The organism is Allobosea sp. 117, from assembly GCF_000702305.1.
Lineage (GTDB): Bacteria > Pseudomonadota > Alphaproteobacteria > Rhizobiales > Xanthobacteraceae > Ancylobacter.
This window is the reverse complement of the sequence record NZ_JNLC01000014.1, coordinates 17,152-32,534: the sequence shown is the minus strand read 5'-3', so window position 1 is coordinate 32,534 and position 15,383 is coordinate 17,152. Positions and strand designations below refer to the sequence as shown.

Genomic DNA, 15,383 nt, shown 5'->3' with positions numbered 1-15,383 from the left:
GCGGAGGGCGCTCAGAACGCCTCTTCGTAGATGGCCAGCACGTCGGCCTCGCTCATCTCGCGCGGGTTGTTGACGAGCAGGCGCGTCTGCTTCATCGCGTCGCGCGCCATCATCGGCAGCGCGTCGCGCGGGATCTGCACCTCGTGCAGGCCCTGCGGCACCTTGAGGTCGCGGCCGAGCTCGGCGAGCTTCTCGACGAAGGCCTCGCCGCGCACATCCGCGCTCACCGCGGCGAGTTCGGGGAAGGCGTCCGCGGCGATCTCGGCATAGACGCCGGAGGCCTTCGGCAGGTTGAAGCGCAGCACCGGAGCCAGCACCAGCGCGTTGGACAGGCCGTGCGGCACATGGAAATGCCCGCCGATCGGATAGGCGAGGGCATGCACCGCCGCCACCGGCGAGTTGCCGAAGGCCTGGCCGGCGAACAGCGCGCCGAGCAGCATGGCGGCGCGGGCGTCGCGGTTCTGGCCGTTGAAGGTCGCCTCGCGGATGTTGGCGCCGAGCAGGCGCAGCGCCTGGCGGGCGAGGCCCTGCGAGATCGGGTTGTTGTTCGGCGAGGCCGAGGCGTAGGACTCGATTGCGTGCACCATGGCGTCGATGCCGGTGGCGGCGGTGACCGCCGGCGGCAGGCCGACGGTGAGCTCGGCGTCGAGCACGGCGATGTCGGGCAGCAGCAGCGGCGAGACGACGCCCGCCTTCATCGCCTCGCCGGTAGTGATGATGGCGACCGGCGTCACCTCCGAGCCGGTGCCCGCGGTGGTGGGCGCCAGCACCAGCGGCAGGCGCGGACCCTTGGCCTTGTTGACGCCGTAGACGTCGGTGAGCGCCTCGCCGCTGCCGGCGACGAGGGAGGCGACCTTGGCGACGTCCATCGGCGAGCCGCCGCCGATGGCGAGCACGCCGGTGGCCTCGTGGTCGCGGATGACCGAGACGAGCGACAGGACGTTCTCTTCCGGCGGATCGGCGACCACGTTGTCGAAGATCTCGACCGCGATGCCGGACGCCTTGAGCGAGGCGAGCGCGGGATCGAGCAGACCCGCCCGGCGCAGCCCGGCGTCGGTGACGAGCACGATGCGCGTGCCGAGCACCGGCTTCACGATCTCGCCGATCCGCGCGGTGGCGCCGACCTGCGAGATGATGGTCTTGGTCGTGCTGAAGATGAAGTCGTTCATGTCCGTCGTCCGTTCAGGTCCGCGTCTTCCCAAATCGGCCTCGGCCCGCGGTGGCCGCCAGGTCGCAGAACCGTGTTCGCGCTAGCCCGCGTCGATCTGACCGCGGTCGATGCGGTAGACCCTGTCGAGGCTGCCGCCCGCATGCTGCAGGTCGGCGCCCGACAGCAGCACCGAGAGCCCGAGCGGACGCAGCGAGGCGACCACCTCGGCGATGCGCTTCGACAGCGCCGGCGCGACGCCCTCGAAGGGCTCATCCAGCATCAGCAGCCGGGTGCCGACCATGTGGGCGCGGCCGATGGCGACCAGCTTCTGCTGGCCGCCGGAGAGCTGGAGCGCCCGGCGGCCGCGGAACTCGCGCGCCTCGGGGATCAGCCGGTAGGTGTCCTCCAGCCGCTCGCGGGCGTCCTTGTGGTGGTTCGCCCAGGAGGGGAGGAGGAGATTCTCCTCGACGGTGAGCTCGGGGATCAGCCGGCGGTCCTCCGGCGCGAAGCCGATAGCGCGGCCGGCGCGCTTGTGGGCGGGCTCCTTCGAGATCTCGACGCCCTCGAAGCGCACCGCGCCGGCCTGCAGCGGCAGCAGGCCCATAATGGCGCGCATGATGGTGGTCTTGCCGGCGCCGTTGCGGCCGATGATGCCCACCATCGCCCCCTGCGGGATGGCGAGCGACACCTTGCGCAGGATCTGCACCTGGCCGATGGCGACGTCGATGCCGTCGACCTCGAGGATGGGCTTCACCTCAGCCGATTTCGCCTCAACCATGGGCCTTCTCCTCGCCGATGATGAGGGTGCGCACCTGCGCGTCGTTCATGACCACGTCGGGCTTGCCATCGATCAGCACGCGCCCCTCGAAGAAGGCGAGCACGCGGTCGGAGTAGCGGCGCACGATCTCCATGTCGTGCTCGACGAAGAGCACGCTCATGCTGTCGGCGCGGGTGGCGGCGATCACCCGGTCCATGATCGGGAACTTCTCCTCGCTCGACACGCCGGAGGTCGGCTCGTCGAGGAACAGCACGCGCGGGCGCGCCACCATCGCGACCGCGATGTCGAGCAGCTTGCGGATGCCCTCCGGCAGCGTGCCGGCCAGCGCGTCGCCGAAGCGTTCGAGGCCGAAGCGCTCCAGAGTCTCGCGCGCGGTCTTCTCCAGCGCGCGGTCCGGCAGCATGGCGAAGCCGGCGAGGCCGCGGCTCTTCAGCGCCGCCTCGGCGAGGGTGAGGTTCTCCACCGCGGTCAGCGAGTTGAAGAGCTGCGGGATCTGGAACGAGCGGGCGACGCCGCTGCGCGTCACGTCGCGCGGGGTGAGCCCGACGATCTCGCGGCCTTCCAGCAGGATCGAGCCCTCGTCCGGCTGCAGATAGCCGGTGATCATGTTGATGAAGGTGGTCTTGCCGGCGCCGTTGGTGCCGATCAGCCCGGAAATGGTGCCCGGCATGATGTCGACGTTCACGTCGTTGGCGGCGACCACGGCGCCGAAGCGCTTGCGCAGGCCCTTGGCGGCGATGATGGGCTGGGTCATGGCTTCTCTCCCGCGGGCGCGGCGCGCGGGCCGCGGCGCACCAGGCCGGAGAGGCCCTGCGGCAGGAACAGGATGAGGGCGAGGATGATGAGGCCGAGCACCAGCTGCCAGGTGTTCGGCGCGTACTGGTAGGCGAAGGAGCGCACCACCTCCAGCACCACCGCCGCGACGAAGGGGGCGATGACGCCGCCGGTGCCGGCGAGGATGGCGATCACCACGAACTCGCCCGAGGTCGCCCAGAACGCCATCTCCGGGTCGATGTGGCCGACGATGATGCCGCTCATGGCGCCGCCGAGCGCCGCCATCACCGCGGCGAGCACATAGGCGATGAGCACCGCGCGATTGGCCGAGGCGCCGAGATATTCGACGCGGATCTCGTTGTCGCGCACGCCGGCGAGCAGCCGCCCGAAGGCGGTGGCGCCGAACAGGCCGAGATTGATCGCCGCCAGCACCACGATGGCGATGAGCAGGCCGAAGCCGTTCATCCGGTCGGCGCCGGTGAGCGGCAGGCCGAAGAGGGTGATGCCGTGGATGTTGAAGCCGTCGGTGCCGCCGAGCTCGGTGCTCTTCACCAATATGCCGTAGAGCAGCATGGAGAGCGCCAGCGTCAGCATGGCGAAGAAGATGTCGCGATAGCGCGACAACAGCAGTCCGACCACGAAGGCGACCACCGCCGCGCCGATGGCGGCGATGACCAGCAGCGCCGCCGCGTCCTTCAGGCCGAAGAACTGCGAGGCGAGGCCGACCGTGTAGCCGCCGAGCGCGTAATAGAGGCCCTGGCCGAAGGAGACCAGGCCGCCGCGCATCAGCAGCACCAGGCCGAGCACCGGCAGGCCCTTGGCGAGGCCGATGGCGAGCACGAAGTTCCAGCTCGGCAGGAGCCACGCGAGGAGCGCGAGCAGCGCGGCGCCGCCGATGAGCGGCGGCAGGAAGGTGAGGGTACGGTTCATATCTTGCGCAACTCCACGCCCGCGAACAGACCCTGCGGACGGATCGCCAGCACCAGCGCCATCACGGCGTAGACGCTGAACACCTCGAGCTCCGGCCAGTAGTGCACCGCGAAGGAGCGCACGAAGCCGACGATGAGGGCGCCGACGACGGTGCCGGGAATCGAGCCGAGGCCGCCGATGACGACCACCGCGAACATCATCACCACCACCTCGACGCCCATGCCGGGCACCACCGAGATGGTCGGCGCGGTGAAGGCACCGCCGAGCGCGGCCAGCACCGAGCCGGTGATGAAGGCGATCAGGTTCCAGCGCCCGACATTCACGCCCATGGCCCGCGATACCTCCGGGTCATGGATGACGGCGCGCAGGATCTTCCCCTTGGCGGTGAACTGCAGGAACCAGGTGAGCAGGCCGCCCACCACCGCCGCCACGGCGACGATGAAGAGGTTGTAGGTGGGATAGGTGAGCTCGCCGAACTCCACTTGGCCGAACACCCAGAGCGGCTCGGAGGCGATCCACGGATCGACGCCCCAGATCAGCTTGATCACGTCCTCGAGGATGAGGAACAGCGCATAGGTGACGAGCAGCAGGACGACCGGATCGCGCCCGGCGAAGCGGCTCAGTATGCCGCGCTCCACCACCACGCCGAGCACCAGCCCGGCGACCAGCGCCGAGGCGATCATCACCGGGACGATGCCCCATGGCGGCAGCTCCTGCGCGAACCACCAGCCGAGCAGCGTGACCGCGACATAGGCGCCGACGGCGTAGAAGGTGCCGTGCGCCATGTTGAGGATCTTCATCACGCCGTAGATCAGCGTCAGGCCGACGGCGATGATGAAGAGCCAGGCGGAGTAGAGGATGCCGTCGACGACGGCGCCGAGAAGTCCGTTCATGTCCTGCTCGTGCGGGAGGGGCATGCGGGGAGCGCGGCGCCCCCCGGTTCACTGAAAGCCGGCGGCCTCTCCGGCCCGGGGACCGGAGAGGCGGGGTCTCAGTTGGAGGCCTTGAGGCCGGCCTTGATCCAGTCGGCGGAGGTGGTGCCTTCCGGCGGGTTCACCCGCTCCGGCGGATAGCGCACCACGTCGACGAAGGTGATGTTGCCGTCGGCGTCCTTCTTGACGCGGCCATAGACCATCTCCTGCACCGCCTGGTGGCCCTTGCCGAGGCTCATCTCGACCTTGCCCGAGGGACCCTCGAAGGACAGGCCGGCGAGCGCCTTGGCGACCTCTTCCTTGCTCGGCACCTTGGCGGCGTCGCCACCCTGCGCCTTCTCATAGGCCAGCTTGGCGGCCATCAGCGACTGCACCATGTGGTAGGATGGATAGCTCGGCCATTCCTTGGTCTTGTCGTTATAGGCCTTGCGGAACCACGCATTGTAGGCGTTGTCCGGCGCGAAGATGCCGTTCGGGCCGCGGGCGCCGATGATGGTGCCGTCCGGGATCTGCTTGGCCTGGCGGTGCAGGGCGGTCTCGCCCGAGGTGAGCACCACCACGGCGTTCTTGAACAGGCCGCGCGGGGCACCCTGCAGGATCAGGCCCTCGAGGTCGCCGCCCCAGAAGCTGGAATGCACGACATCGGGCTTGGAGCCGAGGATCGCCGAGATCTCGGCGTTGTACTGGCCGGCGCCGAGCTTGGGCATCTGCGAGGTGGTGAGCGTGGTGTCCGGCTTGACGGACTTCAGCGTACCCTCGAAGTCGGCCCAGGCATCCTGGCCCCAGGCGTAGTTCTGGTTGATGCCGGCATAGCTCTTGAACGCGGGAAGCTTCTCCGAGACGTAGAGCGCCGCGCCGACATTATCCATGGTGGCGGTGGCGACCGGACGGAATACGTAGTCGTAGCTCGCCGCCTCGAAGATGCGCGGCGTGCCGCAGTCGAACAGCAGGGTCAGCGTCTTCATCTCCTCGGCGACCGGCGCCACGGCGAGGCAGTCCCCGGAGGAGGTGTAGCCGACCACCATGTCGACGCCCTGCTGCTCCACGAGGTTGCGGAACTCGGACACCTGCTTGGTGGTGCCGCCGGCCTCGTCGATCACCACGAGCTCGATCGGACGCCCGCCGAAGCCCTTCTTGTCATAGGGCGCGGGCAGCTCGCCGGCATTGGCGGCGGCGGCGAACACCTCGGCGGCGTTCTTCGCCGGAATGCCGAAGGGGCCGGCGGCGGCGCCGGACAGGAAGGTGGGGACGCCGATCTTGAACGGCTTCTCGGCCTGTGCGTGCGCCGCGGCGGGCGCGGCGAGAACAGCCGCGCAGGCGAGCGAGGACATGAGGCGGGAGAGATTCATCGAACTTCCTCCTGAGTTTCCGGGGGACCACGACCGGGTTGATCTGCCGGCTTCTGTTCTTGGGTGTTCAACTAATTGAACATCGTTCTGTATGGTGTATAAGGCGGATGTATAAGGCGGTCGCTTCAAAAGGCAACCGCCACGCCTTCCGCAAAAAGGCGTAGAAGACGAACGGGAGAATTCGCGTGACCAGGGAACCGGTTACCGCCGCCAAGGAAGCGGCGACCAAAGACGTGCCGGCTAAGGATGTGCCGGCGGTCAGCCGTGCCGTCGCCATCCTCGATCTCGCCGCGCGCAGCAATGCGCCGCTGGCGCTCGCCGACGTGGCGCGCGCGCTCGGCCTGCCGAAGAGCTCGGCGCACGGCCTGTGCGCGACCCTCGTCAATCTTGGCCTGCTGGGCCGCCGCGGCAGCGGCTTCGTGCTTGGCGGGCATGTGATGCGCTGGGCGAACGCCTTCGCCGCCCGCTCCGACGTCGTCGAGGAATTCACGCGGCTGTGGGACGAGACGCCCGAGCTCCGGGTGGAAACGCTGACGCTGACCATCCTCGACGGCGCCGACGTGGTCTACATCGCCTCGCGCCACGGCGTGGACCCGCTCGGGATCACCTTCCGGATCGGCATGCGCCTACCGGCCGCCTTCACCGCCACCGGCAAGGCGATGCTGAGCACGATGGAGCGGGAGGAGGTGCATGGCCTCTATCCGCGCGGCCTGCCGCCGCCGCTGACAGCGCGCACGGTGCGTGACATGGAGGCGCTGGAGCGGGAGCTGGACGAGGTGCGCGTGCGGGGCTTCTCGGTCGACGACCATCAGGTGCGCGACGGCATGGTGTGCGTCGGCGCGCCGATCTTCGATTTCTCCGGCGAGCGCGCCATCGGCGGATTCGCCATCTCCATCCTCGATCCCCATGTGGAGAGCGCGCATGTCGACCGGATGGGCGCCGATGTCATCCGCTATGCGCGCCTGCTCTCGCAGCGGCTCGGTTCCTGACCGTTTGGATGCTATGAGCGGATTTGCCCTCGCGGTTGCATTCGCCTGCCGTTGCATGGCGATATGGCCGCCGATGCGAGAGACTGCCGAACGCCGCGCCGGCCTGTGAGAATGCTAGAGGACGATGATCTTTCAGGAGCACAGATTCTCCGTCGCCCCGATGATGGACTGGTCCGACCGTCACTGTCGGGCCTTCCATCGCACGCTGTCGCGCCGGGCGCGGCTCTATACGGAGATGGTGACCGCGAACGCCGTGATCTTCGGCGACCGCGACCGGCTGATCGGCTTTGCCGAGGCCGAGCACCCGGTCGCCGTGCAGCTCGGCGGCTCGGACCCGGAGGCGCTCGCCAAGGCCGCGCGCATCTGCGCCGATCACGGCTATGACGAGATCAACCTCAATGTCGGCTGCCCCTCCGACCGCGTGCAGGGCGGCAATTTCGGCGCCTGCCTGATGCGCGATCCGGCCCTCGTCGCCGCATGCGTGGCCGCGATGAAGGCGCAGGTCGCGATCCCGGTGACGGTGAAGTGCCGCATCGGCGTCGACGAGCAGGACCCCGAGCCAGCGCTCGACGCGCTGGCCGACGCCGTGCTCGCGGCGGGGGCGGACGCGCTCGTCGTGCATGCCCGCAAGGCGTGGCTGCAGGGGCTCTCCCCGAAGGAGAACCGCGACATTCCTCCGCTCGACTATGATCGCGTCTACCGGCTGAAGCGGCGCCTGCCCGGCGTGCCGGTCGGCATCAATGGCGGCATCGCCACCATCGAGCAGATGCGTGCCCATCTCGAACACGTCGACGGCGTGATGCTCGGCCGCGCGGCCTATCAGGATCCCGGGATCCTGTTGGAGGTCGACCCGGAGCTGTTCGGCGAGCCGGCGCCGCATGCGGACGCCTTCGCGGCGGTGGAGGCGTTCGAGCCCTACATCGCCGCGCATCTTGCCGCCGGCGGCCGGCTGCACGACGTCACCCGCCACATGCTCGGCCTGTTCACCGGCCGGCCCGGCGCGCGGGGGTATCGCCGCCGGCTCGCCATCGAGGGCGTGAAGCCCGAGGCAGGGCTCAACGTGCTGCGCGCCGCGGTTGACGAGGTGCGACAGGCGGAGCGCCGGGCGCATGAGCGGCGCGCGCTCGTCGCTTAGACCGGCGCCGCGCGCTCGTTGCCCTGATCGGAACGCCGCTGCGTGACGGTGCAACCGCCGGCCGGGCGCGCTAAAAGCGCGGCATGGACCTGATGATTCCCTTCGATCAGCTCGCCTGGCTCGCCGGCGCGCTGCTGCTCGCCGGCTTCGCCACGGGCATCCTGGCCGGCCTGTTCGGCATTGGCGGCGGCGCCATCATCGTGCCGGTGCTGTTCGAGGTGTTCGGCGTCGTCGGTGTGCCGGAGGCGGAGCGCATGCATCTCGCGGTCGGCACCTCGCTCGCCATTATCATCCCGACCGCGCTGCGCTCCTTCATGGCGCACCGCGCCCGCAGCGCCATCCGCACCGATGCGCTCAGGCAATGGGCGGTGCCGGTGGTCATCGGCGTCATCGCCGGCGGCGCGCTCGCCGCCGTCTCGCCGGACCGGGTGCTGAAGATCGCCTTCATCGTCTTCGCCGCGCTGATGAGCTTCCGCCTGCTGTTCGGGCGGGATTCCTGGGCGCTCGGCGACCGGCTGCCCGGCCGCCTGACGATGAATGCCTACGGCTTCGGCATCGGCCTGAGCGCGCCGCTGATCGGCATCAGCGGCGGCGGCATAGCGAGCGTGATCCTCACCCTCTACCGGGTGCCGATCCATCAGGCGATCGCCACCTCGGCCGGGCTCGGCGTGCTGATCGCCATACCCGGCACCATCGGCTACATCCTCAGCGGCTGGCCGCACATGGCCGGGCTGCCGCCGCTCTCCATCGGCTATGTGTCGATCCCCGGCGCGCTGCTGGTCGGCGGCATCGCGACGCTCACCGCCCCGCTCGGCGCACGCCTCGCCCATGCCTTCACCAAGCGCCAGCTCGAGGTCGGCTTCGGGCTCTATCTACTGATCATCGGGCTGCGCTTCGTCGTGGGGCTGTTCTGACGCCTCAGCGATCGAGCTGCTTGGCGCGCATCACCAGCTTCTCGCCGCGGATCTCGAAGCTGTCGAGCCGCGACAGGAAGCTCATGCCGAGCAGGCTGTGCTTGAGCATGCCGGGGCTCGCCACCAGCGCCGGCACGCGGCGCTCCTCGATGTTGCCGGCGATGGAGATCTTGTCGAGCACCACCGAGGCGGCCTTGCCGCGCCCGTTGGCGGTGTCGATCGGGATGTCGTAGCGCAGGAACTCGACCGGCAGGCCGACCTCGCGCGCATCCTCCGGCGTCAGCACCACGCTGGAGGCGCCGGTGTCGACCAGCATCGGGATGCGCGAATCGTTCACCTCGACGCGGACGTTGAAGTCACCGTCGCGGGCGCGGGCTACCTCGACCGACGGGCCGTCCTTCAACGGCACGGCGTAGCCGGGCGCGATCTCGGCGAGCACGCGATAGGCGACGCCGTGCAGCTCGAAGCGATAGGTATAGCCGACCGCGATCACGCCGAAGATCAGCAGCCACAGCAGCGCCGCCTTCAGCGCCTCGCCGAGGCGGCCGGTGAAGGTGGCGAACACGCCGGCACCGATCACCAGCGCCAGCGCGCCGTAGAAGACGAGATGCGCGAACTCGTTCGTCGAGAGCCCGACGAGCTCGCCGCGGTCGTGCGACAAGGCTATCAGGCCGATGCCAGCGGCAAGGCCGATCACCACGATCCACATCAGGCGGTCCGCGTTCATCGCGCCACCCCCGCCGCGTGCCGCCCGCCCGCCTGCCGCTCCGCGAGCCGCGCGGGCAGCCGCGCCATGATCGCGCGGCGGGCCGTCTCGTCGAGCACGCGCCATGAACCGATCTCCTCACACGTACGACCGCAGCCGAGGCACAACCGGCCCGCCGGATCGAGCGTGCAGACGCCTATGCAGGGTGTCGAGACGGGCATGGATATCGGATTCGGCGGCTTTCAGGACTGCGCCGCGAAGATAAGCAGCGCGAGCAGGAAGGCAATCTCCGCGACGAGGCATGCGGCACCCGCGACGTCGCCGGTCTGCCCGCCGAACGCGTGGGCTGCGAGCTTCTGCACCCCGAGCACGGCGAGCGCGGTGGCGATGAGCGCCACGACGAAATCGACAAGGCCGCACACCGGCACTGTCAGCAGCCCGGCGAGCGCCAGCGCGACGATAACGGCGGTGCCGATGGCTTCCCGGCTTGGGCGCCCGGCGGTGCCGGCGAGCCCGTTGCCGGGCCCGTTCCCACGCGCCGGCGGCAGCGCGAAGAGCAGCCAAAGGCCGCCGACCCGTCCCACCGCCGAGGCGGCGATCAGCCCGGCCGCCGCGGTGCCGATGCCGGCGCCGGTCAATCCTTCGAGCGCGCCGAGCCGTAGCGCGAAGGCGAAGATGAGGGCCAGCACGCCGAAGCTGCCGAGGCGGCTGTCCTTCATGATGTCGAGCCGGCGCGAAGGGCTCGATCCGCCGAGGCCGTCGGCCATATCGGCGAGCCCGTCCTCGTGAAAGCCTCCGGTAATCGCGGCGAGCGTCGCCAGCGCCAGCGTGGCGGAAAGGAAGCCGCCGAGCCCGGCGGCATGGGCGATGGCCAGCACCGCCGCGCCCACCGTCCCGATCAGCGCGCCGGCGAGCGGAAAGGAGGGCGCCATGCGCTCGACGCTCGGCGCGGCATGCGGCGCGTCCTCGAAGGGCAAGGCGGGGATCGGCAGCCGGGTGAGGAAGCGCAGCGTGGCGGGCAGGGCCCGCAGCAGGTCGAGCGGCGTCATGGCGTCAGCGTTCCAGCAGCAGATCGGAGACGCTGGCGCGGCGCTCCCACCCGGCGCGTTCAAGTTCCGGGGTGTCCGACGGCTGGCTCGGATAGCCGATGCACAGATAGCCGGTCAGCCGCCAGCCGGCCGGCACGTCGAGCGCGCGTGCCACCGCCTCCGGGTCGAGGATCGACACCCAGCCGACCCCGAGCCCGCGCGCGGCGGCGGCGAGCCACAGCGTGTGGATGGCGAGCACCGCCGAATAGCCGAGCGTCTCCGGCATGGTGGCGCGGCCGAGCCCGCCGCCCTTCGCGGTGCCCTCGTCGGTGAAGACGGCGAGATGCTCCGGCGCCTCGTCGAGGCCGGAGAGCTTCAGCCGCGCATAGAGCCCTGCGCGGTCCTCCGGTTGGGCGGCGAGCGCGTCGGCGTTGCAGTGCTCGAAGATGCCGCGCACCGCGAGGCGCCGCGCAGCGTTCCGCACGCGCACCAGCCGCCAGGGCTGGCTGAGGCCGACGCTCGGCGCCGCGTTGGCGCTGGCGATGAGCGTGGCCATCGCCGCCTCCGGCACCGGGGCGGGCTCGAAACGGCGCACGTCGCGCCGCCAGACGAACAGGCGCTCCAGTTCGGCCCGGAAGGCATCGTCGAAATGAGGCTGCTCGGCCATCGGCGCTCCCGGCGAATCCGCTCCCCGCATCGTCCCGTTCGTGTCGGCCAGCCGGAAAGACGGCTTGCACGCCCGGCGCGGGCGGTCTACGCCGCCACCCGTCCTCCGGACTCGATGAGGGTTTCTAGCATGCTCCGCGCCGCCTCCGGCCTTCCCTTCGACGACATCCGCAATCTCATCGCCGCCATGCCGGGTCCGGACCTCGCTGCCCGCGCGGCGGCCGAGGCACGGCAGGGTGAGCTGGTGAAGCCGCCGGGCGCGCTCGGACGGCTGGAGGAGATCGCGATCATGATCGCCGGCTGGCAGGGCAAGGCCATCCCGGCGGTGAACCGCCCGACGGTGGCGGTGTTCGCGGCGACCCATGGCGTCGCCGCGCGCGGCGTCTCGCCCTATCCCGCCGAGGTGACCAAGCAGATGGTCGCCACCTTCACCGCCGGCAAGGCGGCGGTGAACCAGATCTGCGGCGTGTTCGGCGCGGGGCTGCGCGTATTCGACCTCGCGCTCGACCTGCCGACGCCGGACATCGTCGAGGAGGACGCGCTGACCGAGGCAGAATGCGCGGCCACCATGGCCTTCGGCATGGAGGCGCTGGCGGGCGAGCCCGACCTGCTGTGCCTCGGCGAGATGGGCATCGGCAACACCACGGTCGCCGCCGCGGTCTTCAACGGCCTCTATGGCGGGCGCGCGGAGGAATGGGTGGGACCGGGCACCGGTTCGACCGGCGAGGTGCTGACCCGCAAGATCGCGGCGGTGGAGGCGGCGGTGGCGCGCTCCGCCGGCCATCTCGACGATCCGCTGGAGGTGCTGCGCAAGCTTGGCGGCCGCGAGGTCGCGGCGATCGCCGGCGCCATCCTCGCGGCGCGGCTGCAGCGCGTGCCGGTGGTGCTCGACGGCTATGTCGTCACCGCGGCGGCGGCGGTGCTGCATGCGCTCGATCCTTCCGCGCTCGATCACTGCTTCGCCGGCCACTGTTCCGCCGAGCCGGCGCACCGGCGGGTGCTGGAGAGCCTCGGCCTCAGGCCGCTGCTCGACCTCGGCATGCGGCTCGGCGAGGGCTCGGGCGCGGCGCTCGCCATCGGCGTGATCAAGGCGGCGCTCGCCTGCCATGCCGGTATGGCGACCTTTTCGGAGGCCGGCGTCGCCGACGCCTGAGCTTCGCGGGGCAGATTCGCCGGGCAAGCCTACCAGCCGCGCCGCGTGAGGAAGGCCCGCCGGCGCGTGGTCCCGCCTTCCCCCGTCGTGGCCGCATCGGCCGCGCGCGGTCCGAGGGCGCCGGCGTCGGGCGCCAGCGGCGCGCCGGGAACCGGGGGCAGGGCGGCCATCACGCGCTCGCTCGGGAAGGTGACGATCACCTCGGTGCCGACCCGCAGCTTCGATTTCAGGTGGAAGGTGCCGCCATGCAGGTCGACCAGCCCCTTGACGATCGGCAGGCCGAGGCCGGCGCCCTGCTCAGCGGTCTTGATGGCGTTACTGCCCTGGCCGAACGAGGCCATGACGATCGGGATCTCGTGCTCGGGAATGCCCGGCCCGGTATCGCGCACCGAGAGATACTGACCGCCGGAATAGGTCCAGCCGACCTTGATCCAGATCTCGCCGCCCTGCGGGGTGAACTTGATCGCGTTGGACAAAAGGTTGAGGCAGATCTGCCGCAGCGCCCGCTCGTCCGCCCACAGGCGCGGCAGGTCGGGCTCGTAGACCTCGTGGATGGTGATGGCGCGGGCCTTGGCGCGGATCTTCAGGAGATGCCGGCAATCCTCGACCACATGGGCGAGCGCCACCGCCTCCTCGTTCAGCTCGTAGCGTCCGGCCTCGATGCGCGAGAGGTCGAGAATCTCGTTGATGAGGTTCAGCAGATGCTGGCCGGAGGCGTGGATGTCGCCGGCATATTCGCGGTAGGTGGGGTTGGAATGGGCGCCGAGAATCTCGCTCTTCATCACCTCGGAGAAGCCGAGGATCGCGTTGAGCGGGGTGCGCAGCTCATGGCTCATCTGCGCGAGGAAGCGCGACTTGGCGAGGCTGGCGGCCTCGGCGCGAAGCGCCGCGTCGTCGGACTTCGCCTTGGCCTGCTCGAGCTCGCCGATCAGCGCGTCCTTCTCGCCGCGCGCCTCGAGCGTCGCCAGCGCGTTGCCGTTGAGCCGGCGGGCCATGATCAGGAAGCAGGCCGAGGCCTCGCACACCATCACGGCGAGCGCGATGTCGCCGAGCGAGCCGCGCATCAGATAGTAGCCGGTGGTCGCGACGATCACCGGCAGCGTGCCGGCATAGACGACGGCGGGGATGGTGGCGGACAGCATCGCCATGCCGCCGATGAACACCAGCGCGGCCACCAGCGCGAATTCCCGCGCCTCGGTGGCGCCGGTCGTCAGGATGCCGGCCATCAGCGCGAGCCAGGCGAGTGCCAGCACGCCGTCGAGCGTCGCGAAGGCGAGCCGGTAGCGGCGCAGCGTGCGCGGATTGGCACCTTCCCGCAGGAAGCGCCGGCAGAACGTGACGCTCAGCCCGTGCAAGGCGAGGATGAAGACGGCCCAGCAGGCGGCGAGCAGCGGCGGCAGCCAGATCATCGCGAGGCCGCCGGTCAGGATCGTCATGGCGACGATGCCTGGCGTCGCGCCGGTCCGGTTGTCGACGAAAAGGCGGATCAGCTCGTGGTCATAGGCGGGACGGCTGCCGGTGGTGGAGGTGAGGCGGTCACGCACTTCGCGCACGCTGCGCGAGACATGGGCGCGACGTTCGGCGGACGCCGAGCCGTCCGCCCTGCGGCCTGCGACCTCGCGAACGGCTGCAGCCGTCGTGCTCATCTGCCCCCACACACACTCGTCTGCAGCCCACGCTAGACATTCCGCCCGAATGCTTAACGGTGTCTCTAGGATTGTGGTTAATGCTTCGTTACAGCCTTGGGAAAACACGCGGTGTGGCGCCGTAGCACCATCCGGTCCGTCCTCGTCGCGCTGGTGATGATCGTCGTCGCGCTGGTCGCCGAGCGCTGGCTGCCGGCGCTCACCGGCACGGTGCATGTCGTCGACGGCGACAGCTTGGAGGTCGGCGGCGAGCGCATCCGGCTCGACGGGATTGATGCGCCCGAACTGAACCAGAATTGCGGGCCGCCGGAGAAGGCCTGGCCGTGCGGCCGTCGCGCCCGCGCCGCGCTGGAGGCGGCGGTGAAGGGGCGGGAGGTCTCCTGCCGCCCCCTCGACACCGACCGCTACGGCCGCTCGGTGTCGTTCTGCCACGCCGGCGATGTCGACCTCGCCCGGCACATGGCTGAGCAGGGTATGGCGGTGGCGCTCGGCCTCACCTATGCGGGCGCCGAGGCCAATGCCCGGCGGGCGAGGAGCGGCATCTGGTCGGGGCCGTTCGAGCGGCCGGCCGAGTGGCGGGCCCTCCATCCCTGATCGGGCCGGCGGGGGGCTCGCTACCCTCGAATTGGAATAGTCACAGAACGGTGATTAGATGATGGTCGTCATGAGGCGTTAGCTTCGGCATGGGAGCGCTTCGGTGCGTCGCGGCGGCCATCCGGCAGAGACAGCGGCCACGGGCGAATGCGCTTGCCCATCCCTTCACGAACAGGGCGATCCATGAAATTCATGCTCAACGGAGCCGAGCGCACGCTCGATGTCGATGGCCAGATGCCGCTTCTGTGGGCGCTGCGCGACGTCGTCGGCCTGACCGGCACCAAATTCGGCTGCGGCGCCGCGCTGTGCGGTGCCTGCACCGTCCATGTCGACGGCACCCCCGTCCGCTCCTGCCAGACCGCCGTCGCCGACGTCGAGGGCAAGAGCGTCACCACCATCGAGGGCGTCTCGGGCGAGGTCGGCAACGCCGTCGTCGCGGCGTGGCGCAAGCTCGACGTGGTGCAGTGCGGCTACTGCCAGTCCGGCCAGATCATGTCTGCCGTCGGCCTGCTCAGCGAGAACCGCAAGCCGACCGACGCGGACATCGACGCCGCGATGGACGGCAATGTCTGCCGCTGCGCCACCTATCAGCGCATCCGGGCGGCGATCCACGAAGCCGCCAGCAATCTCGCGTGACCG

Annotated in this window: 17 protein-coding genes; 6 read left to right on the top strand and 11 right to left on the bottom strand. The window is 70.1% G+C overall.

Going from position 1 to position 15,383, the window contains the following annotated elements:
* Positions 1-11: 11 nt before the first annotated feature.
* The 6 genes from U742_RS0113280 to U742_RS0113255 all read right to left on the bottom strand — a co-directional run bounded on the left by U742_RS0113280 (position 12) and on the right by U742_RS0113255 (position 5,913).
* Positions 12-1,169, bottom strand: a complete 1,158-nt coding sequence (locus tag U742_RS0113280; RefSeq protein ID WP_029353781.1) for an iron-containing alcohol dehydrogenase — start codon at positions 1,167-1,169, stop codon at positions 12-14.
* Between the two features lie 81 nt (positions 1,170-1,250).
* On the bottom strand, positions 1,251-1,928 hold the full coding sequence (locus U742_RS0113275) for an ABC transporter ATP-binding protein (RefSeq protein ID WP_029353779.1): 678 nt from the start codon (positions 1,926-1,928) through the stop codon (positions 1,251-1,253).
* Positions 1,921-2,682 (bottom strand): ABC transporter ATP-binding protein, encoded by a 762-nt coding sequence (locus U742_RS0113270; protein ID WP_029353777.1) that lies wholly within the window; start codon positions 2,680-2,682, stop codon positions 1,921-1,923. The genes U742_RS0113275 and U742_RS0113270 overlap by 8 nt, the downstream gene beginning before the upstream one ends.
* Positions 2,679-3,632, bottom strand: a complete 954-nt coding sequence (locus U742_RS0113265) for a branched-chain amino acid ABC transporter permease (protein ID WP_029353774.1) — start codon at positions 3,630-3,632, stop codon at positions 2,679-2,681. The genes U742_RS0113270 and U742_RS0113265 overlap by 4 nt, the downstream gene beginning before the upstream one ends.
* Positions 3,629-4,525 carry a branched-chain amino acid ABC transporter permease gene (locus tag U742_RS0113260; protein WP_029353773.1) on the bottom strand — a complete coding sequence of 299 codons (897 nt, stop codon included), beginning with the start codon at positions 4,523-4,525 and terminating at the stop codon, positions 3,629-3,631. The genes U742_RS0113265 and U742_RS0113260 overlap by 4 nt, the downstream gene beginning before the upstream one ends.
* A gap of 98 nt (positions 4,526-4,623) precedes the next feature.
* Positions 4,624-5,913 (bottom strand): ABC transporter substrate-binding protein, encoded by a 1,290-nt coding sequence (locus tag U742_RS0113255; protein WP_029353771.1) that lies wholly within the window; start codon positions 5,911-5,913, stop codon positions 4,624-4,626.
* Positions 5,914-6,098: 185 nt separating this feature from the next.
* Between U742_RS0113255 and U742_RS0113250 the strand changes: the two genes are divergently transcribed.
* The 3 genes from U742_RS0113250 to U742_RS0113240 all read left to right on the top strand — a co-directional run bounded on the left by U742_RS0113250 (position 6,099) and on the right by U742_RS0113240 (position 8,951).
* On the top strand, positions 6,099-6,902 hold the full coding sequence (locus U742_RS0113250; protein ID WP_248310359.1) for an IclR family transcriptional regulator: 804 nt from the start codon (positions 6,099-6,101) through the stop codon (positions 6,900-6,902).
* 124 nt (positions 6,903-7,026) lie between these two features.
* Positions 7,027-8,037 carry a tRNA dihydrouridine(20/20a) synthase DusA gene (gene dusA, locus U742_RS0113245; protein ID WP_029353767.1) on the top strand — a complete coding sequence of 337 codons (1,011 nt, stop codon included), beginning with the start codon at positions 7,027-7,029 and terminating at the stop codon, positions 8,035-8,037.
* A gap of 83 nt (positions 8,038-8,120) precedes the next feature.
* Positions 8,121-8,951, top strand: a complete 831-nt coding sequence (locus U742_RS0113240) for a sulfite exporter TauE/SafE family protein (RefSeq protein WP_029353765.1) — start codon at positions 8,121-8,123, stop codon at positions 8,949-8,951.
* A 4-nt stretch (positions 8,952-8,955) separates the two neighbouring features.
* On the opposite strand, the gene U742_RS0113235 is transcribed toward U742_RS0113240, so the two are convergent.
* The 4 genes from U742_RS0113235 to bluB are packed head-to-tail and all read right to left on the bottom strand — an operon-like array spanning position 8,956 to position 11,352.
* A complete protein-coding gene (locus U742_RS0113235) occupies positions 8,956-9,678 on the bottom strand; it encodes a retropepsin-like aspartic protease family protein (RefSeq protein ID WP_029353763.1) in 723 nt (240 codons plus the stop codon).
* Positions 9,675-9,878 carry a DUF1289 domain-containing protein gene (locus U742_RS22940; protein WP_038361534.1) on the bottom strand — a complete coding sequence of 68 codons (204 nt, stop codon included), beginning with the start codon at positions 9,876-9,878 and terminating at the stop codon, positions 9,675-9,677. Before U742_RS22940 ends, U742_RS0113235 begins: the two co-directional genes overlap by 4 nt.
* A gap of 21 nt (positions 9,879-9,899) precedes the next feature.
* Positions 9,900-10,706: an adenosylcobinamide-GDP ribazoletransferase gene (gene cobS, locus U742_RS0113225; RefSeq protein ID WP_029353759.1), complete on the bottom strand. Its 807-nt coding sequence runs from the start codon at positions 10,704-10,706 to the stop codon at positions 9,900-9,902.
* A gap of 4 nt (positions 10,707-10,710) precedes the next feature.
* Positions 10,711-11,352 carry a 5,6-dimethylbenzimidazole synthase gene (gene bluB, locus U742_RS0113220; RefSeq protein WP_029353757.1) on the bottom strand — a complete coding sequence of 214 codons (642 nt, stop codon included), beginning with the start codon at positions 11,350-11,352 and terminating at the stop codon, positions 10,711-10,713.
* Between the two features lie 129 nt (positions 11,353-11,481).
* Between bluB and cobT the strand changes: the two genes are divergently transcribed.
* Positions 11,482-12,504 carry a nicotinate-nucleotide--dimethylbenzimidazole phosphoribosyltransferase gene (cobT, locus tag U742_RS0113215; RefSeq protein WP_029353755.1) on the top strand — a complete coding sequence of 341 codons (1,023 nt, stop codon included), beginning with the start codon at positions 11,482-11,484 and terminating at the stop codon, positions 12,502-12,504.
* Positions 12,505-12,533: 29 nt separating this feature from the next.
* Here cobT and U742_RS0113210 read toward each other — a convergent pair whose 3' ends face one another.
* On the bottom strand, positions 12,534-14,150 hold the full coding sequence (locus U742_RS0113210; protein WP_029353753.1) for a sensor histidine kinase: 1,617 nt from the start codon (positions 14,148-14,150) through the stop codon (positions 12,534-12,536).
* A gap of 111 nt (positions 14,151-14,261) precedes the next feature.
* On the opposite strand from U742_RS0113210, the gene U742_RS0113205 reads away from it, so the two are divergent.
* Together U742_RS0113205 and U742_RS0113200 are read left to right on the top strand one after the other, a co-directional pair.
* Positions 14,262-14,744, top strand: a complete 483-nt coding sequence (locus U742_RS0113205) for a thermonuclease family protein (RefSeq protein ID WP_248310358.1) — start codon at positions 14,262-14,264, stop codon at positions 14,742-14,744.
* A gap of 183 nt (positions 14,745-14,927) precedes the next feature.
* On the top strand, positions 14,928-15,380 hold the full coding sequence (locus tag U742_RS0113200; protein WP_029353750.1) for a (2Fe-2S)-binding protein: 453 nt from the start codon (positions 14,928-14,930) through the stop codon (positions 15,378-15,380).
* The last annotated feature ends 3 nt before the right edge of the window (positions 15,381-15,383 follow it).

Coding starts and splice junctions, on each gene's coding strand:
- bluB (WP_029353757.1), bottom strand. CDS start 11,352: ATGGCCGAGCAGCCTCATTTCGACGATGCCTTCCGGGCCGAACTGGAG.
- U742_RS0113235 (WP_029353763.1), bottom strand. CDS start 9,678: ATGAACGCGGACCGCCTGATGTGGATCGTGGTGATCGGCCTTGCCGCT.
- U742_RS0113275 (WP_029353779.1), bottom strand. CDS start 1,928: ATGGTTGAGGCGAAATCGGCTGAGGTGAAGCCCATCCTCGAGGTCGAC.
- cobT (WP_029353755.1), top strand. CDS start 11,482: ATGCTCCGCGCCGCCTCCGGCCTTCCCTTCGACGACATCCGCAATCTC.
- dusA (WP_029353767.1), top strand. CDS start 7,027: ATGATCTTTCAGGAGCACAGATTCTCCGTCGCCCCGATGATGGACTGG.
- cobS (WP_029353759.1), bottom strand. CDS start 10,706: ATGACGCCGCTCGACCTGCTGCGGGCCCTGCCCGCCACGCTGCGCTTC.
- U742_RS22940 (WP_038361534.1), bottom strand. CDS start 9,878: ATGCCCGTCTCGACACCCTGCATAGGCGTCTGCACGCTCGATCCGGCG.
- U742_RS0113200 (WP_029353750.1), top strand. CDS start 14,928: ATGAAATTCATGCTCAACGGAGCCGAGCGCACGCTCGATGTCGATGGC.
- U742_RS0113270 (WP_029353777.1), bottom strand. CDS start 2,682: ATGACCCAGCCCATCATCGCCGCCAAGGGCCTGCGCAAGCGCTTCGGC.
- U742_RS0113210 (WP_029353753.1), bottom strand. CDS start 14,150: ATGAGCACGACGGCTGCAGCCGTTCGCGAGGTCGCAGGCCGCAGGGCG.
- U742_RS0113240 (WP_029353765.1), top strand. CDS start 8,121: ATGGACCTGATGATTCCCTTCGATCAGCTCGCCTGGCTCGCCGGCGCG.
- U742_RS0113280 (WP_029353781.1), bottom strand. CDS start 1,169: ATGAACGACTTCATCTTCAGCACGACCAAGACCATCATCTCGCAGGTC.
- U742_RS0113265 (WP_029353774.1), bottom strand. CDS start 3,632: ATGAACCGTACCCTCACCTTCCTGCCGCCGCTCATCGGCGGCGCCGCG.
- U742_RS0113255 (WP_029353771.1), bottom strand. CDS start 5,913: ATGAATCTCTCCCGCCTCATGTCCTCGCTCGCCTGCGCGGCTGTTCTC.
- U742_RS0113260 (WP_029353773.1), bottom strand. CDS start 4,525: ATGAACGGACTTCTCGGCGCCGTCGTCGACGGCATCCTCTACTCCGCC.